Annotated in this window: 22 protein-coding genes; 4 read left to right on the top strand and 18 right to left on the bottom strand. The window is 39.5% G+C overall.

The window, feature by feature from the left end; translation table 11 throughout:
- The 13 genes from SP4011_RS04980 to SP4011_RS04920 all read right to left on the bottom strand — a co-directional run bounded on the left by SP4011_RS04980 (nt 1) and on the right by SP4011_RS04920 (nt 13,510).
- Nucleotides 1-633 carry a copper homeostasis protein CutC gene (locus SP4011_RS04980; protein WP_173212518.1) on the bottom strand — a complete coding sequence of 211 codons (633 nt, stop codon included), beginning with the start codon at nt 631-633 and terminating at the stop codon, nt 1-3.
- 93 nt (nt 634-726) lie between these two features.
- Nucleotides 727-1,086: a YbaN family protein gene (locus SP4011_RS04975; protein ID WP_001237210.1), complete on the bottom strand. Its 360-nt coding sequence runs from the start codon at nt 1,084-1,086 to the stop codon at nt 727-729.
- A 256-nt stretch (nt 1,087-1,342) separates the two neighbouring features.
- Nucleotides 1,343-3,430 (bottom strand): type I DNA topoisomerase, encoded by a 2,088-nt coding sequence (gene topA, locus SP4011_RS04970; protein ID WP_173212517.1) that lies wholly within the window; start codon nt 3,428-3,430, stop codon nt 1,343-1,345.
- 166 nt (nt 3,431-3,596) lie between these two features.
- On the bottom strand, nt 3,597-4,640 hold the full coding sequence (locus tag SP4011_RS04965) for a TIGR00341 family protein (protein ID WP_173212514.1): 1,044 nt from the start codon (nt 4,638-4,640) through the stop codon (nt 3,597-3,599).
- A gap of 68 nt (nt 4,641-4,708) precedes the next feature.
- Nucleotides 4,709-4,861, bottom strand: a complete 153-nt coding sequence (locus SP4011_RS04960) for a hypothetical protein (RefSeq protein ID WP_240149563.1) — start codon at nt 4,859-4,861, stop codon at nt 4,709-4,711.
- A gap of 593 nt (nt 4,862-5,454) precedes the next feature.
- Nucleotides 5,455-6,303 (bottom strand): DNA-processing protein DprA, encoded by an 849-nt coding sequence (dprA, locus tag SP4011_RS04955; protein ID WP_173212512.1) that lies wholly within the window; start codon nt 6,301-6,303, stop codon nt 5,455-5,457.
- Nucleotides 6,304-6,524: 221 nt separating this feature from the next.
- The gene (locus SP4011_RS04950) at nt 6,525-9,377 is read right to left on the bottom strand and encodes a hypothetical protein (RefSeq protein ID WP_338620150.1); all 2,853 of its coding nucleotides are present in this window, start codon (nt 9,375-9,377) and stop codon (nt 6,525-6,527) included.
- A gap of 224 nt (nt 9,378-9,601) precedes the next feature.
- Nucleotides 9,602-9,826, bottom strand: a complete 225-nt coding sequence (locus SP4011_RS04945; RefSeq protein ID WP_338620149.1) for a YSIRK-type signal peptide-containing protein — start codon at nt 9,824-9,826, stop codon at nt 9,602-9,604.
- 19 nt (nt 9,827-9,845) lie between these two features.
- Nucleotides 9,846-10,592, bottom strand: a complete 747-nt coding sequence (locus tag SP4011_RS04940) for an N-acetylmuramoyl-L-alanine amidase (RefSeq protein ID WP_173250101.1) — start codon at nt 10,590-10,592, stop codon at nt 9,846-9,848.
- A gap of 9 nt (nt 10,593-10,601) precedes the next feature.
- On the bottom strand, nt 10,602-12,017 hold the full coding sequence (gene ply / locus SP4011_RS04935) for a cholesterol-dependent cytolysin pneumolysin (protein WP_173214609.1): 1,416 nt from the start codon (nt 12,015-12,017) through the stop codon (nt 10,602-10,604).
- A gap of 10 nt (nt 12,018-12,027) precedes the next feature.
- Complete coding sequence (locus SP4011_RS04930; RefSeq protein WP_000595751.1) at nt 12,028-12,438, bottom strand: hypothetical protein; 411 nt, start codon at nt 12,436-12,438, stop codon at nt 12,028-12,030.
- Entirely contained in the window at nt 12,431-13,039 is a 609-nt protein-coding gene (locus SP4011_RS04925) for a hypothetical protein (RefSeq protein WP_338620146.1), read from the bottom strand. Before SP4011_RS04925 ends, SP4011_RS04930 begins: the two co-directional genes overlap by 8 nt.
- 12 nt (nt 13,040-13,051) lie before the next feature.
- On the bottom strand, nt 13,052-13,510 hold the full coding sequence (locus tag SP4011_RS04920) for a DUF4231 domain-containing protein (protein ID WP_173214605.1): 459 nt from the start codon (nt 13,508-13,510) through the stop codon (nt 13,052-13,054).
- Between the two features lie 712 nt (nt 13,511-14,222).
- Here SP4011_RS04920 and SP4011_RS04915 point away from each other — a divergent pair.
- Both SP4011_RS04915 and SP4011_RS04910 read left to right on the top strand, forming a co-directional pair.
- Nucleotides 14,223-15,299, top strand: coding sequence for a DUF1542 domain-containing protein (locus SP4011_RS04915; protein WP_173219031.1), 1,077 nt, complete (start codon nt 14,223-14,225; stop codon nt 15,297-15,299).
- A gap of 252 nt (nt 15,300-15,551) precedes the next feature.
- The gene (locus SP4011_RS04910; protein ID WP_173217988.1) at nt 15,552-16,808 is read left to right on the top strand and encodes an ISL3 family transposase; all 1,257 of its coding nucleotides are present in this window, start codon (nt 15,552-15,554) and stop codon (nt 16,806-16,808) included.
- Between the two features lie 223 nt (nt 16,809-17,031).
- Here the strand turns inward: SP4011_RS04910 and SP4011_RS04905 are convergent, their stop codons facing one another.
- Genes SP4011_RS04905 through SP4011_RS04885 form a run of 5 tightly spaced genes read right to left on the bottom strand, consistent with a single transcriptional unit; the run spans nt 17,032 to nt 21,221 of the window.
- Entirely contained in the window at nt 17,032-17,721 is a 690-nt protein-coding gene (locus tag SP4011_RS04905; protein ID WP_173214175.1) for a sugar phosphate nucleotidyltransferase, read from the bottom strand.
- Between the two features lie 11 nt (nt 17,722-17,732).
- Complete coding sequence (locus tag SP4011_RS04900) at nt 17,733-18,611, bottom strand: DMT family transporter (RefSeq protein WP_057487565.1); 879 nt, start codon at nt 18,609-18,611, stop codon at nt 17,733-17,735.
- Nucleotides 18,601-19,470: a choline kinase LicA gene (gene licA, locus SP4011_RS04895; RefSeq protein ID WP_173214173.1), complete on the bottom strand. Its 870-nt coding sequence runs from the start codon at nt 19,468-19,470 to the stop codon at nt 18,601-18,603. Before licA ends, SP4011_RS04900 begins: the two co-directional genes overlap by 11 nt.
- A gap of 16 nt (nt 19,471-19,486) precedes the next feature.
- Nucleotides 19,487-20,509: a ribitol-5-phosphate dehydrogenase gene (locus SP4011_RS04890; RefSeq protein WP_140209064.1), complete on the bottom strand. Its 1,023-nt coding sequence runs from the start codon at nt 20,507-20,509 to the stop codon at nt 19,487-19,489.
- Between the two features lie 4 nt (nt 20,510-20,513).
- Nucleotides 20,514-21,221: a 2-C-methyl-D-erythritol 4-phosphate cytidylyltransferase gene (locus tag SP4011_RS04885; protein ID WP_050243224.1), complete on the bottom strand. Its 708-nt coding sequence runs from the start codon at nt 21,219-21,221 to the stop codon at nt 20,514-20,516.
- Nucleotides 21,222-21,661: 440 nt separating this feature from the next.
- On the opposite strand from SP4011_RS04885, the gene tacF reads away from it, so the two are divergent.
- Nucleotides 21,662-23,149: a type IV teichoic acid flippase TacF gene (gene tacF, locus SP4011_RS04880; protein ID WP_338620140.1), complete on the top strand. Its 1,488-nt coding sequence runs from the start codon at nt 21,662-21,664 to the stop codon at nt 23,147-23,149.
- A 9-nt stretch (nt 23,150-23,158) separates the two neighbouring features.
- Complete coding sequence (locus SP4011_RS04875) at nt 23,159-23,962, top strand: LicD family protein (RefSeq protein ID WP_173282681.1); 804 nt, start codon at nt 23,159-23,161, stop codon at nt 23,960-23,962.
- Nucleotide 23,963 lies beyond the last annotated feature (1 nt).

The following is a 23,963-nucleotide window of genomic DNA, read 5'->3' as shown; positions in this document are numbered from 1 at the left end:
TTAAAAGACAACCTTAGTTCCATGCAATTGAGTCACGCCTAGCTGATCGATAAAGGTTTGACGGTTGTCAAGGTCAATCCCTCCACCAGGTAGAATTTCAATTTTACCTTTAGCGTGCTCTAAAATTCTGTGATAGTGAGCAAAGCGTTTTTCTAAGGAGTCACCAGACACACCAGCACGAGTTAGGATACGAGTGACACCGGCTTGGCTGAGCCAGTCAATAGCCTCCAACTGCTCTTCATCACTCAATTCATCAAAGGCCATGTGGAAGACAATTTCCATTCCTTTTGATGCAGCAATTAACTTTTCAAGATTAGGCTTATCCAACTTCTTATCAGCAGTTAAGGTACCAAATACAACCCCTTGACTTCCAGCCTGAGCAGTCAAGCGAATGTCTTCTAGCATAATAGCAATTTCCATATCATTATAGACAAAGTCGCCACCACGTGGGCGAATCATGGTCATGATGGTCGTATCATAGTTAGCTGCCAGTTCAACTGCTGCCTTAGTTACTCCATAGCTTGGTGTTGTCCCACCAACTGCTAGATTATCACAGAGTTCGATTCGACGAGCTCCAGCCTCCATAGCTTTTTCAAGCAAGGTCACATTTTCAGCACAAAATTCGTAAACCATTTGATTCTCCTTGAAGATTACTTTAAATTTATTATATCATATTATTGTGAATATGCTTTCAATTTTATCAAGGGAAATAGTTACAAATTTTACTTATTCTTTGTCTGGAATAACCTTAAAGAGATAATAGGTGATAAAGATGGTCAAAGCACCCAGACTGATTTTGACTGGTAAGAGAGGGGCAAAATAAATGGAAATTCCCATCAAGATGTAGATGGATACGATGATTTTTTTCTTACGTTCACGCGCAATTGACTTGGTTTCCCGAAAATCAGCTACATATGTTTGATAGAGCTTGGTATGATAAAGCCAGTCTTCGAAACGTTTGGAACTTCTGGAGAAACAAGCAATAGACAACAAAAGGAAAGGCGTTGTCGGCAACAAGGGCAAGACAACCCCAATAATAGCCAAAGCCAGTGATAAAAAACCAATTATCAGATAGATAAGACGCATAACTACTCCTAATTAATACTCTTCGAAAATCTCTTCGAAAAACGTCAACGTCGCCTTACCGTAGGTATGGTTCCTGACTTCGTCAGTCTTATCTGCAACCTCAAAGCAGTACTTTGAGCAACCTGCGGCTAGTTTCCTAGTTTGCTCTTTGATTTTCATTGAGTATAAAATAATCTTCTTCTAGTTTCGCATAAAATGATGAATTTTGTCAAGTTCCAACCAAAAGAGCCTGAAATTCACTTTCAGGACTCTCTTCTTATTTAATCTTTTCTTCTTCGTAGTCACCCTTGCTACAAACAATCTGCTTGCCGCCACCACGGACTTTTTTCTCCATGAGGAAATTGCCACATTTTGGACAGTCACGACCAACAGGCTTGTCCCAAGAAGTAAATTCACAGTCTGGATAGCGATTGCAACCATAGAAGAGGCGGTTACGCTTGGTTTTACGCTCAATAATTTGTCCCTGATGACAACTTGGACACTCAACACCGATTTCTTTCACGATTGCTTGGGTATGACGGCAATCTGGGAAATTGCTACAAGCGTAGAACTTACCAAAACGACCAAGTTTAATGACCATTGGACTGCCACACACTTCACAGTCAAATCCAGCTGGTTCATCCTTGATCTGGATTTTTTCCATTTCTTCTTCAGCCTTGGCGACTTCTTTAGAGAATGGTTTGTAAAAGGCGTCTATAACACGTTGCCACTGCTCTTTTCCGACTTCGACATCATCTAGTTTGCCTTCCATTTCAGCTGTGAAGGTTACGTTTACGATATCTGGGAAATATTCAACGATGAGCTTATTAACAATTTCTCCCAACTCTGTTGGTTCAAAACGTTTGGCTACAAGGCGAACATAATAACGTTTCTGAATAGTTTCAATGGTCGGTGCGTAGGTTGACGGACGTCCAACTCCATTTTCCTCCAAAGTCTTAATCAGTGTCGCTTCAGAATAGCGAGCAGGCGGTTGAGTGAAATGTTGCTCTGGTTTGCTATTAACCTGCTTGACCACATCTCCAACAACCATGTCCGGTAACATCTTATTCTTGTCAGAATCATTATAAATGGCAAGATAACCATCAAACTTAACCTGACTACCATTAGCAGCAAATTGGACCCCATTTTGAGATAATTTAACAGCCATGGTATCAAAGACAGCAGCTGTCATCTGGCTAGCCACAAAACGATTCCAGATAAGGGTATAAAGCTTGAGCTGATCCTTGTCCAGATACTTAGCGATGCTTTCAGGTGTATTAAAGACACTAGACGGACGAATCGCCTCGTGGGCATCCTGAGCTCCAGAAGCATTTTTGACCTTGCTACCATGCTTAGAATACTTGCTACCAAAACGGTCCGTAATGAAACTTGCTGCTTCGTTCTGCGCTACTGGACTGATACGAGTCGAATCGGTACGCATATAGGTAATCAAACCTTGCACACCAGAACCGATATTGATCCCTTCATAGAGCTGTTGGGCAACCATCATGGTCTTTCGAGTACGGAAGTTAATTTTATTGGCAGCATCCATCTGCATAGATGAAGTAGTATAGGGTAATGGAGCATTGCGCTTGCGCTCTTTCTTATCTACCTGATCCACTGAAAAGTCTTTACTAGTCAGACGAGACATAACTTCCTTGACCTCGTCATTACTAGTCAGTTTCAGCTTTTTGCCATCTACTCCATAGAAGGAAGCCTGAAATTGCTTGGTTCCCTTTTTAAAGACAGCATCAATTGTCCAGTATTCCTCTGGCTGGAAGGCATTGATTTCATTCTCACGGTCAATGATTAACTTAAGAGCAATAGATTGAACACGACCAGCTGACAAGCCTTTCTTGACCTTTTTCCATAAAATAGGCGAAATCGAATAGCCTACCAAGCGGTCCAAGACACGACGAGCCTGTTGGGCATCTACCAAGTCCATATCAATCTTGCGCGGTTCTTTAAAAGCATTTTTGACTGCATCCTTGGTGATTTCATTGAAGACCACACGGTTGGCATCATTTTCATCCAAGTTGAGAATATGGGCCAAATGCCAAGAAATCGCTTCTCCTTCACGGTCCGGGTCACTCGCCAGAAAAACTTTATTAGCTTTTTTAGCTTCTTTTTTCAAGTCATTGATAAGAGGACCTTTTCCTCGGATATTGATATATTGCGGTTCATAATTATTTTCAATATCAACGGACATACTGGATTTCTTCAAATCACGGATATGCCCGACACTGGCTAGAACCTTGTAGTTTCTGCCTAGATATTTTTCAATCGTTTTCGCCTTAGCAGGCGACTCCACGATGACTAGATTTTTTTTAACTGTTGATTTTTTCTTTTTTGTTGCCGTAGCCACAGTATCACACCTTTTCAAAGTAATAAACTTTATAAAGTGTAAACCATTTTTTGAACTCTGTCAAGACTTAGCTACTATAATAGAAGAAAAGTTTTATGCTTAAGACCTCAGTCTTCCTTTGATATACATAGAAGACTCACGAGAGAAACCAGCTATTCTCAAGAAATTATTGCTCCTCAGACTCTGTATCAAATTTATTGGCTTTTTCCTTTTCTTTTGCTTCCTTATCCTTGATATACTGGAAGAAATACTCTACCAGTTCTTCCTTGCTAAGTTGTTCTGAATCAGACAATTGTGAAACTTGAACAGAAACATCACTTAAACCATAGTCCCCCCTCTTACTGGAAATCATATCGAGTTCTTCTTCTGTCAAATAATTTCCTGAAATGGTTAGCTTTAGGGTATGATTCTTTTTAGAATAGGTTTTTTTCAAAATATTATGCCCCTGAAACTGCTCTGATATAAATTTATTAAGGGACTCTTTTTTCAATGTTTCTTTCACTAAAGTCGTTGCAGAGATGAAACTCGGAATCATCAGCAAAACAGCAACTAAAAGCAAAATCCTGCGCATTTTAGAGTCTTCTTCATTATCTCTAAAATAGTGCTTCTTAACCATCATCAACCTGACACCTATATAAGTCGCAATGACAATAAAGCTACAATTGATGAGGAATAGGTAAGAGGAGCCTATGATAAATTTTAGATTAGCAGAAGCAATAGCGTAACCTACCGTACAAAGAGGAGGCATCAAGGCAGTTGCAATCGCGACACCAGGGACAATATTATTGGTCTCTTTTTTCCTAGCACCAATAATACCAGCTATCCCTCCTACAAAAGCAATGAGAACATCCCAAATAGTCGGAGAGGTTCTAGCAACAATCTCCGAACTAGCATACGAAATGGGAGAAAGATAAAAATAAAGTGTTGAAGCTATTAAACTGGCAAGAATTTGAATAGCTAATATTTTAAAAGATTTTCTTAACAATTTAAAATCAAATATAGCTAGAGAGAGTCCCACTCCCAGAATAGGTGTCATCAAAGGAGAGATTAACATGGCTCCAATAATCACGGGAGTCGAATCCATATTTAATCCGATAGAGGCGATAAGCATGGCACATAGTAAAATCGCTAAATCACTTCTGGAGAGTTCTAATTCTTCATATATTTTATTTCTAAATTCTACCAACGAATACAGTTTATTATTTGTCACAAATATCTTCCTTTCCTAGCTAACTAGTCGCTAATACTCTTCGAAAATCTCTTCAAACCACGTCAGCTTCACCTTGCCGTATAGATGTTACTGACTTCGTCAGTTCTATCTGCAACCTCAAAACAGTGTTTTGAGCTGACTTCGTCAGTCTTATCTACAACCTCAAAGCAGTGCTTTAAGCAACCTGCGGCTAGCTTCCTAGTTTGCTCTTTGATTTTCATTGAGTATAAAATCCTAACAAACTCAATGCTTTAGTAGTCTGATATGCCAATCTCATGAGGTCTTTTTATCATTTTCCATCATATCCTGACGCAAATGTCTACTGCTATCTCTCATCAGCTTCATTTCTAGTAAATGAAAATCAAACTCGGAAACTAACCGTAGCTTGCTCAAAACACAACAAGACAAAGCTGAGCTGACGTAAAAAGATTTTCGAAGAGTATCATCATCAATTTCAGACCATTTTTTATAATAACCATTTTATTTTTATCTGTCAAGGTCTTTAAATTCTTTCTTAAACAAGCCTTGTAATCTCTACTTTTGAAGAATTTATTTTTCCTTACTGGCAATACTTGAGACGATACTGCTCCCTGATAATAAGCTGACCAAGATTAGTCACAAGCAACTCTCCTTTCTCAATTACACTAAATTGCTTTCCTTCCTATGAGAAAAGTCCCCCACTCTACTGATTCACTTAGAAAAAATGCATAATATCAAGTGATGAAAACCTGATAGGATGCGTTTTATTGTGGGGATATTTACTTCATTTTATCTTGAAATTAATTTTTTCTCAGAATTCTAGCTTAGGTCATTTTTAAAATTCAAATTCCGCAAGAACATCTTGCCCACTGGTGACCAATTTTGCCCCTTCTTGAATCAAATGATGGCAACCGTCTGATAGTCCATCTAAAATGCTACCAGGTATAGCAAAGACATCGCGCCCTTCCTCCATTGCTCTCTCACAGGTAATGAGACTACCTGAGCGCATCTTGGCCTCTGCTACAATCACACCACGGCAAAGTCCAGCAATAATGCGATTACGGGCAGGAAAATGAAATTTCAGAGGTTGTTCACCAGGTCCATACTCACTGAGAATCAGATGATCATTGCCGATGTGGTCTTGCAAGCGTTTATTGGCTTTAGGATAAAACACATCCAGTCCTGTTCCAATCACTGCAATGGTTTTTCCGCCATTCTGGAGAGCTGCCATATGAGCTGCTGTGTCAATGCCCTTGGCTAATCCACTGACGATAACCAGTTCATTTTCCAAGCCCTGAATGACTTTTTCAACTGACTTAGCGCCCTGTTTGCTACAAGCACGACTTCCTACGACTGCTACCTTCGGGAATTTCAAGAGGTCCAGATTTCCCTTGTAAAATAAAAGCACAGGCGCGTCGTATATTTCACTCAAATCCCAAGGATAACAGTCGTCTAAAATAGAGAAAGATGGAAATTTTTGAAATTCTTTCTCCAAATGCGAATCATCTATCTGAAAATAACGTTCCATAAAAACGGCTGGATTTCGGCAACCTGATATATCTGCAATGTCACCCAACAAAAGTTCTTGATCAACACTTTCACCGTATTCTAGCACTTTCAAAATCTGTTGATTGCTCAAACCTGATTTTTTTAACTTATAGATTTCATAGTTTGTGATTTTCATAAATAGCTCCATTTCTTTTTCTACTCATCTATTTATTCGTAAAAAATTTGTAAAAAATAAAAAAACATCTGACTATTTGTAATCCCCCAATAATGAAGTATATTGAAAAATCTCCAGACTAGTGAACTCACTGATAGTTCCTAATCTGGAGATTTTATTATTTCCTCATCATAGCTACAAAGCTACTCACTCAGTTCCTGAAAGTAGTGTTTTCTTCAAAACTAGACTTCTTCTTTGAGTTGACTGAGAACAGTCTTGATTTCAGAAATTAGTTCTGCTTCTTTTTGAGAATCTTTTTGATGGCTATCTACAAAGAGTCGTGCTTCATCAGCTAATTTCTTAGCCTTGTTTAGAACTTTTTTATCCTTGTCGCTAGCCTCTAGCTCAACTACAAGCTGGTGCAATTCTCTTGAAAGCTTATCTAGTTGAGAGGATTTTTTACGAGCTACTGCAAAGAGGAGAGCTCCTAGAAGAGAAAGAACTGCAGCTCCTAAGACACCATATAGAGGGACTTCTGTCTCATTTTTAGCTCCCTTGGTACTTTCTGCTTCTTTATTTAAGTTTGACGCAGACTGACTCTTATCAGCTGATGTGCCAGTTTGTAGAGAATTGAGAACCTGTCTAACTTTAGCAAGGAGGTCTGCCAATTCTTGAGCTGTTAAGTTTTCATTATCAAGAGCTGCTTGCGCCTCTCCCAAAATACGCTGTGCTTCTTCAAGTACTTCAGGAGATAGACCTGCTAAGTCTTGCAAGCGACGTTCCAGATCCTCTACCAGAGTACGAAGTTCTGACTTGTCCACAGTCGTTGGGTTTGTACCTGTTTGGGAATTCCCTACAAATCCTACACTTCTACGAGCACGGCGCGGAGGAGTTCTGCGATTTCTTGTAGCAGATGGCGGAGCCACAGGACTTGTCCCAGACTGAGCTGTATCCGAAGGAGAAGCTGGTGTTTGGCTACCATTCTTATCAACATTTCTCAAGCCATTCTTGGCAGTTTCAAGCCCTGTCTTAGCTTGAGCTAAGCCGCTTTCTGCTTCCCTTACCTTGTCTTCAGTCGCTGTGCCGTCTTGTTGAACTTCCTTCGCTTTGGCAACTGCTCGTTTTGCAGCCTCTTTGGCTTGCTCATAAGCTCGTTTACTGTCTTCAGTCTTACCGTCGAGAGAAACTGGTTTATTCAACTCGGTTTCTAGCTCTTGAGTCTTGGTAGAGAGATTGCTCTTATCAACATTTCTCAAGCCATTCTTGGCAGTTTCAAGCCCTGTCTTAGCTTGAGCTAAGCCGCTTTCTGCTTCCCTTACCTTGTCTTCAGTCGCTGTGCCGTCTTGTTGAACTTCCTTCGCTTTGGCAACTGCTCGTTTTGCAGCCTCTTTGGCTTGCTCATAAGCTCGTTTACTGTCTTCAGTCTTACCGTCGAGAGAAACTGGTTTATTCAACTCGGTTTCTAGCTCTTGAGTCTTGGTAGAGAGATTGCTCTTATCAACATTTCTCAAGCCATTCTTGGCAGTTTCAAGCCCTGTCTTAGCTTGAGCTAAGCCGCTTTCTGCTTCCCTTACCTTGTCTTCAGTCGCTGTGCCGTCTTGTTGAACTTCCTTCGCTTTGGCAACTGCTCGTTTTGCAGCCTCTTTGGCTTGCTCATAAGCTCGTTTACTGTCTTCAGTCTTACCGTCGAGAGAAACTGGTTTATTCAACTCGGTTTCTAGCTCTTGAGTCTTGGTAGAGAGATTGCTCTTATCAACTGTCGCACGGATACCAGTATCAGACAGCAACGATATAGCTCCCTCTCCATCTAGTGGTGTATCCGTACCTGAGCGTACAATCATAGCCACTAGTTTAAGCTCATCTGTTCCTAATTTATCTACACCGTATTTTTTGAATCTATCAGGAGTAAAAGTTACCACTCCTTGACTATTTGGGAGTCCATCTGCAATCTTCGTAAATCCTCTTGCATGTGGGATTTGCACATCGTATCCATCGTAATTTCTTCCTCCTCTCACTAGATAGACACGTAATTCGGCTCCGTCTGGTACATTTTTTTGATTTACTGGACCAGGAAGCTTAGCTTGAATATACTTAGTTACATCCTGGTAAGTTGGGTCCTGAGGAATAGTTCCTGCCTTGCCCTCAAGTTGCTTATTTGTTGTAATAAAACTAGCTTTTGGAACAGGAAAACGGAAGACTCCCTGATATATTTGTTCATGTCCCGAACTATCCACAGCCTTAACTGTATATTTTCTGACACCGAACTCGGTTCTAGGAATGTCTCCTGTTAGTTTCAGACGAGCTACAGAAGTTCCTTCGCCAGATTTGGATACAGTTAGATTTAAACCCTCAATTCCTGTAATGCTAATTTCTCGAATCGTTTTCCCATCTGACATCGCCTTAAAGCTTACACCATAACCTTGGAGTTTGTAGTCTCCAATAGTATCCTCAGGATAGTTGGAATACTCATCTCTACCAGGTCTAACTTTTCCAACTCTCAGAGATGAGCTTGCTCTCGCTTTCCTAGATTTAGGACTATCGCTGATACCTTTTTCCACACCATTCTTTAATTGGGTTGCCTTTTTATACTCCTCAAGTGCAGCATTAAAGACATCCTGATTGACAAGTCCATCTTCTTTCGTCTGTAATGCTTCATTGAGTTTATCGTAAGCCTCTTTCAGTTTTTGGATCTGTTCTGGATTTTCAGTGCTGGTCTTCAGTTCTTGGAGGAGTTTATGGATTTTGTCCGATAAAGGATAGCTACCCTGACCATTTGTGTAGTCTGTAGCTTCCTCCTCCGTCTCCTTGGCTTCTTGATTTTCTGCTGGTGCCGGCGTGGCAGGAGGGGTTAGTTGCCCCCTACGACCTCGCCCTCGTTTAGGAGTCGGACTTGGTTCACTCTGAGTCGCACCACTTCCTTCTCCAAGCTGAGCTGGGGATGTGAGTCCACCTGCCAAAGCCTTGTTGACCTCCTCAGTCAAGGTTTTCATGGCTTGAACTTGGGCATTGACCTCTTCTTGACTGGAGTTTGGATTTTCAAGAACAGCTTTAGCTTGTGCTAGACCTGCTTCTACACGAGCGTGAAGTTCTTTCATTGAGTCCAGTGTCAGATTGGCAAGTAGAGCTTGCAGACTGGTTTGTGCCGACTCGGCAAGTGACTTATCTACAGTAGGACGGCTTGCCTCTGCTTGGTTCTCTTTCTTGCCTTCTTCGCTATCTTTTACTAGAGACTTGTTTTCATTTGAAACTTCTTGGTTTTCTCGATTACCTTGCTTAGATTGTTCAGGCTGACTAGGGGCTGTATCAGGACTTTCTTCACTTAGTTCTTTAGATACCCCCCCGAGGAATCGCTTACAAGGGCGCTGGTTCTAGTCATTCCGCTCTCTGTCGCTGGGGAAATGTCAGGTGTTTGTGCCTGTACTGTCCCATTGGCAAAAAACATCAGCGCCGCAACGGCAACGCTAGCAGCACCGAAGTGGTACTTCCTTATCGAATAACGAAAAACCTTCTCCCCTTTGTGGTTTCCTTCATATTTTTGTTTCATTCTTTCTTCCTTCCTTTTTCTATTTGATTTCTTCTGTATAGTCTAGTGCGATCCAGCCCCTACCTGACTTCAACAAACCCCAAGTATAGCCATCTGCTTCTTCTACCTGCATGATGGTAAAAGTCCCAAGAGGACAAAAACCTTTGTCAGGATAAGCCAGACCTGGGCCTGTTCGGATGTAGAGGTCATCATCCACCACACGCACTAGGCGCTGTCCATCCCCATCTCGAGGCTGTTCCTCTTTTGAAACTTGGAAACTATCTCCAGCAAGAATCTCAGCTGCCATCCGGATGAGCCGATTGAGATCAATCCCACCAGGGCAATCTGTAGCTGTAAATTCTTGATGAGGATGGATGGTCTCACGATTGATTGGTAAATTATAACGATTACAAATATCTGCAATCAAACGTGCTGAGTTCCAGTAGGTTTCCTCTGCAATAGTCCAGTCAGGTTCCCCACGGTTATTTAAGTGTTCAATACCAATCGAACGCTGATTGACTTCATAGTTGCCAGCATGATAGGCAACGCTCTCTTCACCAACACACCCCCATATCTTATCAGGAGTCACCTGATAGTGAGCAGATGTGCCATGACCTGTAGAGACATACCAAGTACTTCTAGCCCCCTCATCACTCAGCCCACCATTATGGTGGATGACAATAGTATCAATATCAAGGCGATTTTGATCGCTATTCATGATTTCCTCATCCACATCTGTGATAAGTCCTGAAAACAAATCGCCATTCACTCTTTTTGTCGCAAGCATTCTCCTCTCCTAGTCATTCTCTACCTTATCTTCTACCTGAGGATAAAGAGTCGTTCCCCAAATAGAAATCGTCCGCTTACGCACTAGTGGCAAATCGGTTTTTTCATAAACCGTACGCCACCATTCCCAGGCAAGTCCGGTACACTCTCTAATTTTGACAGAGAGATTGCGAACATTCCCTTTTAAAGGAATACTAGTGGTAAAGTGAGCCGTCAAATCCTGCCCATTTCTGTCCCAAGCCTTAGGAGTCAAGACTTCCTTACCTTGATTATCATAGGATAATTCATCCCAAGTAATGTAATATTGGGCAACATAGGCACCACTATGATCCAGCAGTAAATCTCCGTTTCTGTAAGCTGTCACCTTAGTCTCAACATAGTCTGTACTGTTTTGAAAGGTCGCAACTACATTGTCCCGTAAAAAAGAAGTTGTATAGGAAATCGGCAAGCCTGGATGATCTGCTGTAAAGCGACTGCCTTCTTGAATCAAGTCCTCTACCATATCCACCTTGCCTGTTACAACTCGGGCACCCGAACTCGGGTCGCCCCCTAAAATAACTGCCTTCACTTCTGTATTGTCCAAAATCTGCTTCCACTCTGTCTGAGGAGCCACCTTGACTCCTTTTATCAAAGCTTCAAAAGCAGCCTCTACTTCATCACTCTTACTCGTAGTTTCCAACTTGAGATAAACCTGACGCCCGTAAGCAACACTCGAAATATAGACCAAAGGACGATCGGCAGAAATTCCTCTCTGCCTCAAATCCTCTACCGTTACAGTATCTTGAAACACATCTCCTGGATTTTTAACAGCATCTACGCTAACTGTATAATAAATCTGCTTAAAATTAACAATCTGAATCTGCTTTTCGCCCGAATGGACAGAATTAAAATCAATATCAAGAGAATTCCCTGTCTTTTCAAAGTCAGAACCAAACTTGACCTTGAGTTGTTCCATGCTGTGAGCCGTGATTTTTTCATACTGCATTCTAGCTGGGACATTATTGACCTGACCATAATCTTGATGCCACTTAGCCAACAAATCGTTTACCGCTCCGCGAACACTTGAATTGCTGGGATCTTCTACTTGGAGAAAGCTATCACTACTTGCCAAACCAGGCAAATCAATACTATAAGTCATCGGAGCACGATCGACCGCAAGAAGAGTGGGATTGTTCTCTAACAAGGTCTCATCCACTACGAGAAGCGCTCCAGGATAGAGGCGACTATCGTTGGTAGCCGTCACGGAAATATCACTTGTGTTTGTCGACAAGCTCCGCTTCTTTCTTTCGATAACAACAAACTCATCGGGTAGCTGATTACCCTCTTTGATGAAACGATTTTCAATACTCTCTCCCTGATGGGTCAAGAGTTTCTTTTTATCATAATCCATAGCTAGTATAAAGTCATTTACTGCTTTATTTGTCATCTTCTACCTCCTAATAAGTTCCTGGATTGAGTTGCATAAACTCAGACTTGTTTAGTGAAATCAGCCGTGGTTGGACTAAGTGATCCAAAATTTCCTCGTACAATTCTTCTGAGACATTGCGTCGCCGTCTGGCTAGATAAGAAGTCGGAATGACCGTATTATCCAACATAAATACCTTATCTAAGTCAATCAAGGTTGGTCTTGTAAAAGGATTACGAGCTAGATCCGGCTCTTCTATCATAAAGTTCTTGACCAAACGTCTGGTCAAGAGAGCTGGTTTGAAGGTCTGGTTTTTAACCAACTCTTTGTTTTTAGTCATGCTGTTGTCAATACAAATATACATATGATTCTTCACAGCCAAATCGCTACTAATACTTGGAAAAGGCAAATAAAGAGCCACAACATCTCCTCTCTTAATCAAGCAAGAGCACCCCCTTTTCTCCTAATGTAACATAGACAGGATTGACCAAGTCTTCTGATTGACTCAGTGCTTCCAAAGTTTGAGTTTGGCGCCCTGTCAATTTAGTAGCATCTTGTCTCTTCAATACAAAATGCTTGTCGCCAATTACCTTGACACTATAATCCTTCTCCAAAGCTGACTGGTAAATCCACATCAGATCTTGTCTGTCCTGAGAACTCAATAGAGAAGGATGTTCAAGCCTCCCGATAGTCTGATAAAAATCAAAAACAGGAGCTAACTCCTGCCAATCTGATTGGCTAGTTGTCAAGGCTAGAAAAAGGGCTTTGCGAGCTGATACTTCTTGGTTAGCCTTGAGAGTCCCTTTTCCCTCCAAGTTTTTTAGAAATTGGGAAACTCCAGAAAGCAAATCTTTCTCTAACTGCGAGAAATAAAAACCTTGCCTTCCCAGACATAAGTCTCTCAAGTCGCTTTCTCTAGCAAATAAGAGTTCAAACAGTTGATAATAAAAGAAAAATATCTGGCACTGAGTTGCGCTCATCTTTTCCTTGTCGGCTTCTTTTTTCAACCAGAGCAAGGGCGACAGGTAGCTGGATTGAGACATTTCCTCCACCTCCTATTCTTTTTGCCCTGGAGCTTCTGCACTAGTTGCCACTTCTTTTGACTGGATACTTTCCCACTGGTTGATTTCCTCTGAGATAAGACCTTCGCATGTCTTGACAAATAGGGCAAAAGCCTTGGTTTTTCCTGCATATTTCTCTGTTTGACATTGATAGAGGAATTTTTCTCTCTCCAGGAGTTGCGCAGTTTTTTGGTAAGAAATCCAGTGTTCTTTGGCATTATACAAATTGAGAATCCCTTCACACAGCAAGCCTAAACTGGACAAGGCAACCGAAATCAAACGGTAGCGATCACCTGGCATAGGAATAGCACAAAAGACAGCTATGAGGAAACCTGCCACAATTTCTGTTATTTTTAATACCTTATAGCGTCTACGATGTTGAACGCTTTTCTTTAAAAAATGAGCTATCTGTACATCTAATCGCTCTGTCAGGTACATTTCTTCTGGCGTCATATTCGTAACTCCTTTTATCTATTCATTCTATTCAAAAAACTAGGATAACTGTCTAGTAGGTTTAGCAAATATTAATAATGTTGTCATGTTATTTTGGAAAGGAAGTCTCATGTTTATATCTAGTGGCAAAATATTGCTTCTCCTACTAGCAAAGTTCACCTAGTTTAATTATTATATCATAATCGAGACAAATTTACTTACTTACTTACTTACTTACTTACTTACTTACTTACTTACTTACTTACTTACTTACTTACTTACTTACTTACTTACTTACTTACTTACTTACTTACTTACTTACTTACTTACTTACTCATGGTAGCTGATTTTATCAATGATTGCAAGCTCTATATCTTAAAATGTCAGAATTATTAATTTTTTATTACATGCTTGTTTTTGCCATCATGAGAAGGGAGCGTTTGATTTTTTATAACAGAACGAAGTAATAACTGCATAAATTAGTTGAGAAATTCAAACTAATTTTTAACAATATTTTAAAAACCAAGGTCTACTATTCTAGCTTCAGTTTGCTGTATCATTCTTATTATGATTCTATCTCTGTTAAATCAAAGTTAAAATCTCCTATTTAGGTAGAGGAAGCTATCCTCTATCGGACAAAATTCATAAACTCCTCCAAGAACTGAAGACCAGCACTGAAAATCCAGAACAAGTCCAAAAACTCAAGGAAGCCTATGATAAATTCAACGAAGCATTGGGGCAATCAGAAAATGGGCTTGTCAATCAGGAGGTCTTTAATGCTGCACTTGAGGAGTATAAAAAGGTAGCCCAATTAAAGAATGGTGTTGAAAAAGGTAGTAGCGACATTCCTAAATCTAGGAAAGCGAGATCCGTTGATAATTCCTTGAAAATAGGATTCGGTAAGGGTACAACTAGTGTTCCACAATATAGCGAAGAAACTCTACGAACGCTAAGTACAGGTGAAGCCTTTGGAAATAACCTCCGAATAACCGTCAAATCTTTCAGTGGTAAGACCGTTAGGAGTATTACAGTTAATGGTCTGGAAGGCACAGGACTATCAGCGACAGGATTAACTCTTACAAATGGATTGGGATATGTAGATTTGCGAGGAAGAATGCCGGTTGATAGGCATGGTTACACCAGAGTAACGGTTGTTGCGACAGATTCTTCAGGAAATACAAATCAGAATACACTAACTATTGCTAGACCTTTACCTGATGCGAGGATTACGACAACTAATAAGGAGTTAGAAGGTAAAGCCGAGACTAAGCCGATAATTTCGGGAACTATTGGTGTAAAAGCGGAACCTGGTAACACACCAGATGGCGCTGAGTTGATGGCTTATTTAGTACGTGGTGGTTCACCTAATCCTTATAGCTATAACAATGAGGCTCAGGGCTACCATACCATAGCAAAGACACGTGTCACCGTTTCTGGAACTTTTAATTTTGTTCCACCTGAATACCGAGATTCAAAACTTGGCGAAGGAGATGTCAGAGTAGTGGTTGCTTATGTCCATAAAGGGACAGATACTGTCTATTCTGAAGGAATGAAGTCTGGATTCTCGACAAATAGCGTTAGAGCTACAGCACCAATTGATAGGGATGGGGCTAAGCAAGAACTACAGACAAAAGCTAACGAGAAGAAGGCTACGATTAATGGTATCCAACATCTTACGAAAGAGGAGAATGCTGTGAAAGCAGCCATAGAGTCCAAAGAATACGATTCAACACCTCAAATTGACCAAGCCAAGATCAAAATAGTATTGACACGGCTAAGAATAGCGCTGTTTCCGAGATTAATTGTTTAAAAGATGGTCAAGTGGGACGCGAGTTATCTAAGACAACAAATGAATGAGCTAGAAGCTAGACAAAACTCAATTTTATACTCATTTATAGTAAATCGTAACCGCCCAATAACGAAGTATATTGAAAAATCTGGCTCTATAATATTTGTAGTGGGTAAATCCCCTATAGATATTATGGAGCCTATTTTGTTGTAGAAAAAAAGTTCCATAAGATCTATAATGAAAAGCGACAAAACCATCATTAGAAAGAATCATATGGAACAATTACATTTTATCACAAAATTACTAGACATTAAAGACCCTAATATCCAAATTATGGATGTTGTTAATATGGATACCCACAAAGAAATCATTGCTAAACTAGATTGTGAGGCCCCATCTTGCCCTGAGTGCGGAAGTCAAATGAAGAAATATGATTTTCAAAAACCTTCTAAAATTCCTTATCTTGAAACGACTGGTATGCCTACTAGAATTCTCCTTAGAAAGCGTCGATTCAAGTGCTATCACTGTTCAAAAATGATGGTCGCCGAAACCTCTCTCGTCAAGAAAAATCACCAAATCCCTCGTATTATCAACCAAAAAATTGCGCAAAAATTGATTGAAAAGTCTTCTATGACCGATATTGCTCATCAGCTGGCTATTTCAACTTCAACTGTCATTCGTAAGCTCAATGATTTCCGTTTTAAGTCTGATTTTTCTTACCTCCCTGAGATTATGTCCTGGGACGAGTACGCCTTTACAAAGGGAAAGATGAGCTTTATTGCGCAAGATTTTGACAAGCTCAATATCATCACTGTTCTTGAGGGTAGAACACAAGCTATCATCCGAAATCACTTTCTGCGCTACGATAGAGCCGTTCGTTGTCAGGTGAAAATCATTACTATGGATATGTTTAACCCCTACTATGACTTGGCTAAACAGCTTTTTCCAAACGCTAAAATCGTGTTGGATCGTTTCCATATTGTCCAACACATGAGCCGTGCTATGAGTCGTATGCGTGTCCAAATCATGAATCAGTTTCATCGAAAATCCCATGAATACAAGGCTATCAAACGCTACTGGAAACTCATCCAACAAGATAGTCGGAAACTCAGCTATAAACGTTTTTATCGCCCTACTTTTCGCATGCACTTGACGAATAAAGAAATTCTAGACAAGCTTTTGAGCTATTCAGAAGACTTGAAACATCACTACCATCTCTATCAACTCTTGCTTTTTCACTTTCAGAATAAGGAACCGGATAAATTTTTCGGGCTCATTGAGGACAATCTAAAGCAGGTTCATCCTCTTTTTCAGACTGTCTTTAAAACCTTCCTCAAGGATAAAGAGAAAATTGCCAACGCCCTTCAACTACCCTATTCCAACGCCAAACTGGAAGCCACCAATAATCTCATCAAACTTATCAAGCGCAATGCCTTTGGATTTCGGAACTTTGAAAACTTCAAAAAACGGATTTTTATCGCTCTGAATATCAAAAAAGAAAGGACGAAATTTGTCCTTTCTCGAGCTTAGCTTTTCTTCAACCCACTACAGTTGACAAAGAGCCAAAAATCTCCAGACTAGAGAACTCACTGACGGTTCCTAATCTGGAGATTTCTTATTTGCACTTTTCTTGTATAATAGATTGAAATAGGAGACGAACACACTAATTTGACTTCCCCAATTGATTCACCTAATTCCTATTTCATTTTGATGTAACTATTTTTATCGAGACTATAACTCACATACAAAATTTTTAATTTTCGTTTTTAAGAATTTCTTCTAATTTATGATAGTCTTGGACACTATCGATCTCATAGATGCTATTGCCTTCTAATTCTTCAACATAGACATCTAGCTCTTTGATATTATCCTTAACCATATTGTCCCAATAGAGATCAACAAATTCACCACTTGCATAGGCCTTATCGATAAAGCCGACAATCTTTTCTGCAGTTGGAGCATCCCAGAAGGATACACCACTAAGGATACGACCAGCCTTGCTATCAACAGTAATATCTTGAACCTTGTAGTCGTCTCCATAGACCAAGAACCATTCGTTGGTACAATCTTCACGATAAACACTAAAATAAGTCGAACGTGTCAAATCATTGCGGAACATATTTTTAAAGAGGTAGTTATCTGCATCAATAACATAGCTGTTAGCCAATTCTTCTTTTACAAGATAGAGAGAGTAAAAGTTATTGTAGTCAGCGTATCTATCATTGAAAACGAGGCGAACACCGTATTTGTCTTTTAAGTAATCGAATTGTTCTTTAAGGTAACCAACAATGATGATGATATCATGGATTCCCTTTTCTTTGAGAAACTCAATCTGGTATTCAATCAAAGGTTTTTGATTAACCTGAACCAAGGCTTTAGGGGTATTTTCAGTCATAGGACGCAAGCGAGTTCCCAATCCCGCTGCTAAGATAATGGCTTTCACACGAATCTCCTTTATTCTTTAATAATAATATAAACTCCAGCAATAACGACAAGTGACGTAATAATTGTCAGCATATCTAGCGGTGCACCCAAGAAAACAACTGCAAACAAGACAGTCCAAACTACATAACTCACGTTAAGACCTGTAGCCTTGGCTGGTTGCAAGCGATTGATAGCGATATAATAAGCCAAGTAGGAAATCATATCAAAGGCTGCAAAGACAATCATAAGACCTAGCAATTGTCCATTGGCCACTGCAGCAAATGACTGATGAGAGAAGAGCACAATCACAAGATAGGACAAGAATGAAGTTACTTGACGGATTAAGAGGGCTTCGATTTCACTCAATTCACTTTCCATGGCAAAGGAGCTAAGGACACTCTCACTCCCCCATGCAATGGCACAAACCAAAGCACAAAGAATCCCAATGTAGAAGGAATTGACCTGTTCAACCTTATAGGTCTGAGCAATAATCCCTCCAATAATCAAGACAATCCCAAACACAGTATTTTTCGAAATCTTGTGCTTCAAAAAGAAGAAAGCCAATAAAACTGAAATCGCAGGGTAAATAGCCGATACTGATGAAGCCAAGGAACTTCCGATATACTTAACCGCATAAAGATTGGCCTGCATACCGATAGGGCCTGCTAGCAAGGCTCCGATGATAACACTAACATTGCGAATATTTAAGAAAATTGAGAGGCGAACTTTCCCTTCTTTCACTAAAAGAAAAGCTAGTAAGATAAAGATGCTCAAAAAATCATGAGCAGCAGCCACTACAAAGGGTGACAAATCTGTAAAAATCGAAAAGATGTAAGCACTAATTGTTAGACCTAAACCCCAGAAAATACCTGAGAGTAGACCAAAAGAAACTCCATTTTTATTTTTCATCTGAACCTCCATAAGAAGCCAAACCTTTAACAGCTCTTTGGTAACGACTCACACCATAGTCACCAAAATCTGCACCTTGCTCTTCCTTATAGACAGTCCATAGACTCCAAATAGTGTCTTGTAAAATTTTATAAATGGCAATCTTTTCACGAGAGACAGGTGTTTGCTCACTCTCATAGTGAGACAAGAAGTCTTCTTCCTCTTGACGAGTAAATTCGGACTCTAAAAAGAGGGCTGCCAAATCCCACATTGGATCATTCATTGATGAATATTCCCAGTCAATCAGATATAGACGTCCTTGAGGTGATTCTATAAAGTTTTCAGGCACCAAATCGATATGACAAGATTTTCTGTCAACACCTAAGTCAGCCAGTCTTTTCTCTAAGGAGAAGACTTCTTCTCGAACAGCTTCATAGTTGGCATAAGGGATTTTCTCTTCAATCAAGGATTCGTATTTTTTGATTTCTTCAAAAGGAGCAAATTCTCCTCTTAATTCCTTGCCAGAAGCATGAATAGTTTGTAATATTGGAGCAATTTTATCAAATTTGGTCTTGATTGTAGTTGAATCAAGCGTAATCGCAGATTCGATATACTCATTTACTTTGATACCAGCTTCAATATCAAAAAGATAATTTTTTACATCTAAGTCTAAATCCTTTAGTAGTTCAAGATTGTACTTTTCATCTTGACGATTGATAAGCTTTTCTGTCCCTTTACCAAAGAATTTAACAATGTATTGCTTATTTGTTGTTTTGACCAAATAGTTTTGATTGGTCATTCCCCCCAGTTGTTCAACACTGAGGACTTCCTCTTCTTGACTAAGTAAGGAAGAAATTTTCTCTTTAATGATTTTCTCCACAATTAACCTCCAGCACTTATACTTCCCACTTAAACACGGTTTTAAAGGCTGTGTTTAAATCGGTCGCAAAGACACGGTGAATATCTTTAATTTCTCTTACAGGTTCTTCTAGATAAAGGATATTTTTAAGACGATTGGCAAATTTCTTGACTTCCATCATTTGGATGGCATTTTCAAAATCAATGCGACCAGAACGAGAGGAACCAACCAAGAGCAAGCCTTTTTCTAAGGCATCGCGAGTATTGAGATTGACTTTATATTCGCTAACTCCCATCATGAGAATCGTTCCCTGAGGACGAATGTAGCGAATCAGGTCATTTATAGCCGGTCCAGTACCATCACCACCACAACACTCAAAAGCATGGTCAAAGGCCAAATCTTCAGGAATATTATCAGTAATATAGCATTCTTTGGCAAAAGAGAAAAGTTCCAATTTTTCCCAATGACGACCAATAACCACAATCTCTGCTTCTGGCAAAGTATAATTGATAATATTGGCAACCACAAATGCTAGACTTCCATCTCCGATAACGGCGATTCGGTCCCGCTTGCTATGAGCAAGGGTCAATAAGCGATTCATGGCATGCATGCCAACACTGACAAACTCTGTAATGGCTGCAACCGTATCTTCAATAGCATCATAAGCCACCACACGATCTTTAGGAAGAGAAACAAACTCTCTCATAAAGCCATCAAATCCACTAGACAAGAAATGAGTCCCTGTCATGTAGTTCTCATAGAATTCTTCATCACTCTGCATAGGAGGATGATTGGGAATCATGACAACTTTTTGCCCAACCTCGTAGGTTCCTGTCGGGTCAGAAATAACGGTTCCACATGACTCGTGAATCATTGCCATTGGAAGTTTTTTATTCAAAATCTTTGGATCACGTTTTCCTTGGTAGTAACGCTGATCCGCATGACAGACCGCCATATAATTAGGGCGGATGAGGATATGATTCTCTTGGTCAATAGCCTCTTCCTGATATTTGACATTGATAAACTTAGGCTTAGTTAGTTGATAAATTTGATTAATCATTTTACTAGTCTTTCTCAATCATACTTTTTGCAATCTTCAAATCTGTTACGGTTGTAATCTTCAGATTTGAGTATTCACCCTTGGCCAAGGCTACATCTTTTCCTTTAATGACAAAGATTTTACATGCATCTGTCAAGATTTCTTTCTCTTCAGCAGAAAGAGAGCCATAAAGGTCCATGAAGTCCTTGCAACGGAATGTTTGAGGTGTTTGTCCTTGATAAAGGTGAGCACGATTTGGAATATCTGTAATGAATTGACCATTGGTACTTTCAACGATAGTATCAACCGCTTCTACCACTGTGTCCACTGCGTCATGATTGTGGGCAAGTTGGATATTGTCCTGAATCATGCGAAGCGTAATGAATGGACGAACAGAATCGTGGGTAACAACGATGTCCTCTGGAGTAAGCGGACGATAAGCATCGATAGCTTCAATGATTTTTTCAATACTTGTATTGCGGTCAGCACCACCCTTTGTAATGATGATACGTTCCTTATGAAGAGGCAGATATTTATCTACAAGATCTTCTGCATGAGAAACCCAGTCTCCATGAACCCCAACCACAATTTTTTCAATACTTGGTTCCAAGACAAATTTTTCAATTGTATGAATCAAAATAGGTCGATCACCTAGCTCTAAAAATTGTTTTGGCAAGTTACTGATTCCCATGCGTGTGCCAGTTCCACCAGCAAGAATTCCTGCATAAATCATCTATTTTCTCCTTTGTCTTACTAAAAAAACTTATTCTCTCTATTATACCACAATCTAGTTCTATCATAAAAGAAATACCGGCCCTCCCGTTCTAGAATAGAAGGATTAAGGAGTTCTATTATTCAAAGAAACTAGTCCACTTCTAGTAATGACTTGGAATTCTGTAGTCATTACCAATAAATGGCTGTGAAATTTTAGAGTTCTTCAGAATAATATACTTTCCTTAAAGAAAACTTAAAATTAAGATTTGAAACTTCAAAGTGATTACTTGACTTATACTCAATGAAAATCAAAAAGCAAACTAGGAAGCTAGCCGTAAGCTGTACTTGAGTACGGTAAGGCGACGCTGACGTGGTTTGAATTTGATTTTCGAAGAGTATTACTGCCCTTCATTTCTTATTAGCTGACTTTATGATATAATGAAAAACGAGGTAAATTGAATGAAAAGTATAAAATTAAATGCTCTATCTTACATGGGAATTCGTGTCTTAAATATTATTTTTCCCATCCTAACTGGAACCTATGTCGCGCGTGTCTTGGACCGAACTGGCTATGGTTACTTCAACTCTGTCGACACTATTTTGTCATTTTTCTTGCCCTTTGCGACTTATGGGGTCTATAACTACGGTTTACGGGCCATCAGTAATGTCAAGGATAACAAAAAAGATCTGAATAGAACCTTCTCCAGTCTTTTTTATTTGTGCATTGCTTGTACGATTTTGACTACCGCTGTCTATATCCTTGCCTATCCTCTCTTCTTTACAGATAATCCAATCGTCAAAAAAGTCTACCTTGTTATGGGGATTCAACTCATTGCCCAGATTTTTTCAATCGAATGGGTCAATGAAGCTCTAGAAAATTACAGTTTTCTCTTTTACAAAACTGCCTTCATCCGTATCCTGATGCTGGTCTCTATTTTCTTATTTGTTAAAAATGAACACGATATTGTTGTCTATACACTTGTAATGAGTTTATCGACACTAATTAACTATCTGATTAGTTATTTTTGGATCAAAAGAGAGATCAAACTTGTTAAAATCCACATAAGTGATTTTAAACCGCTCTTTCTCCCTCTGACAGCCATGTTGGTCTTTGCCAATGCCAATATGCTCTTCACTTTTTTAGATCGCCTCTTCCTCGTTAAAACAGGGATTGATGTCAACGTTAGTTACTATACCATGGCTCAACGAATTGTGACCGTTATAGCTGGTGTTGTAACAGGAGCTATCGGAGTGAGTGTGCCTCGTCTCAGTTACTATTTGGGTAAAGGAGACAAAGAAGCCTATGTTTCTCTGGTTAATAGAGGTAGTCGAATCTTTAACTTCTTTATCATTCCTTTAAGTTTTGGGCTCATGGTTTTAGGACCAAATGCCATCCTCCTTTACGGTAGTGAAAAATATATCGGAGGCGGTATCTTAACCTCTCTCTTCGCTTTTCGTACGATTATCCTGGCACTAGATACCATTCTTGGTTCCCAAATTCTCTTTACAAACGGCTATGAAAAACGTATCACAGTCTATACAGTCTTTGCTGGGCTACTCAATTTGGGCTTAAATAGTCTCCTCTTTTTCAACCATATCGTGGCTCCTGAATACTATTTACTGACAACTATGTTATCAGAGGCCTCTCTACTTGTTTTCTATATCATTTTCATCCATAGGAAACAACTTATTCACTTAGGACATATCTTTAGCTATACTATTCGATACTCTCTCTTTTCACTTTCCTTTGTAGGAATTTATTTCCTGATTAATTTCTTGTATCCTGTGGATATGGTCATTCATTTGCCATTTTTGATTAATACTGGTTTGATTGTCTTGCTATCAGCCATCTCTTATATTGGTCTACTTGTCTTCACCAAAGATAGCATTTTCTATGAATTTTTAAACCATGTCCTAGCCTTAAAAAATAAACTCAAAAAATCTTAGGAGTATAGAATGAAACAACTAACCATTGAAGATGCCAAACAAATTGAATTAGAAATTTTGGATTATATTGATACTCTCTGTAAAAAGCACAATATCAACTATATTATTAACTACGGAACTCTGATTGGGGCAGTTCGACATCAGGGCTTTATCCCTTGGGACGACGATATTGATTTATCCATGCCTCGAGAAGACTACCAACGATTTATTAACATCTTTCAAAAGGAAAAAAGTAAATACAAACTTTTATCCTTAGAAACGGATAAAAACTACTTTAATAACTTTATCAAAATAACCGACAGTACAACTAAAATAATCGATACTCGAAATACAAAAACCTATGAGTCAGGTGTTTTTATCGATATTTTCCCTATGGATCGCTTTGATGACCCTAAGGTCATTGATACTTGTTACAAACTGGAAAGCTTCAAACTTCTGTCTTTCAGTAAACATAAAAATATTGTCTATAAAGATAGCCTCTTAAAAGATTGGATACGAACAGCCTTTTGGTTGCTCCTTCGACCGGTTTCTCCTCGTTATTTCGCACATAAAATCGAGAAAGAAATTCAAAAATATAGCCGTGAGAATGGGCAGTATATGGCTTTTATCCCTTCTAAATTTAAGGAGAAGGAAGTCTTCCCAAGTGGTACTTTTGATAAAACAATCGATTTGCCCTTTGAGAATTTAAGCCTTCCCGCACCTGAAAAATTTGATACTATTTTGACGCAATTTTATGGAGATTATATGACCTTGCCACCTGAAGAAAAACGCTTCTACAGTCATGAATTTCATGCCTACAAATTGGAGGATTAGA

Origin of the sequence: Streptococcus parapneumoniae (assembly GCF_037076355.1) — a bacterium.
GTDB classification, from domain to species: domain Bacteria; phylum Bacillota; class Bacilli; order Lactobacillales; family Streptococcaceae; genus Streptococcus; species Streptococcus parapneumoniae.
This window is presented reverse-complemented; position numbering and strand designations above follow the sequence as displayed.

Bases quoted from the DNA above. Each gene is read 5' to 3' on its own strand.
- SP4011_RS04925 (WP_338620146.1), bottom strand. From the start codon at position 13,039: ATGTCTCAATCCAGCTACCTGTCGCCCTTGCTCTGGTTGAAAAAAGAA.
- SP4011_RS04950 (WP_338620150.1), bottom strand. From the start codon at position 9,377: ATGAAAGAACTTCACGCTCGTGTAGAAGCAGGTCTAGCACAAGCTAAA.
- ply (WP_173214609.1), bottom strand. From the start codon at position 12,017: ATGACAAATAAAGCAGTAAATGACTTTATACTAGCTATGGATTATGAT.
- SP4011_RS04975 (WP_001237210.1), bottom strand. From the start codon at position 1,086: ATGCGTCTTATCTATCTGATAATTGGTTTTTTATCACTGGCTTTGGCT.
- SP4011_RS04900 (WP_057487565.1), bottom strand. From the start codon at position 18,611: ATGAAAAATAAAAATGGAGTTTCTTTTGGTCTACTCTCAGGTATTTTC.
- SP4011_RS04940 (WP_173250101.1), bottom strand. From the start codon at position 10,592: ATGCTTGCGACAAAAAGAGTGAATGGCGATTTGTTTTCAGGACTTATC.
- SP4011_RS04980 (WP_173212518.1), bottom strand. From the start codon at position 633: ATGGTTTACGAATTTTGTGCTGAAAATGTGACCTTGCTTGAAAAAGCT.
- SP4011_RS04875 (WP_173282681.1), top strand. From the start codon at position 23,159: ATGAAACAACTAACCATTGAAGATGCCAAACAAATTGAATTAGAAATT.
- SP4011_RS04890 (WP_140209064.1), bottom strand. From the start codon at position 20,509: ATGATTAATCAAATTTATCAACTAACTAAGCCTAAGTTTATCAATGTC.
- dprA (WP_173212512.1), bottom strand. From the start codon at position 6,303: ATGAAAATCACAAACTATGAAATCTATAAGTTAAAAAAATCAGGTTTG.
- SP4011_RS04910 (WP_173217988.1), top strand. From the start codon at position 15,552: ATGGAACAATTACATTTTATCACAAAATTACTAGACATTAAAGACCCT.
- SP4011_RS04960 (WP_240149563.1), bottom strand. From the start codon at position 4,861: ATGAAAATCAAAGAGCAAACTAGGAAGCTAGCCGCAGGTTGCTTAAAG.
- tacF (WP_338620140.1), top strand. From the start codon at position 21,662: ATGAAAAGTATAAAATTAAATGCTCTATCTTACATGGGAATTCGTGTC.
- SP4011_RS04945 (WP_338620149.1), bottom strand. From the start codon at position 9,826: ATGAAACAAAAATATGAAGGAAACCACAAAGGGGAGAAGGTTTTTCGT.
- SP4011_RS04920 (WP_173214605.1), bottom strand. From the start codon at position 13,510: ATGACGCCAGAAGAAATGTACCTGACAGAGCGATTAGATGTACAGATA.
- SP4011_RS04885 (WP_050243224.1), bottom strand. From the start codon at position 21,221: ATGATTTATGCAGGAATTCTTGCTGGTGGAACTGGCACACGCATGGGA.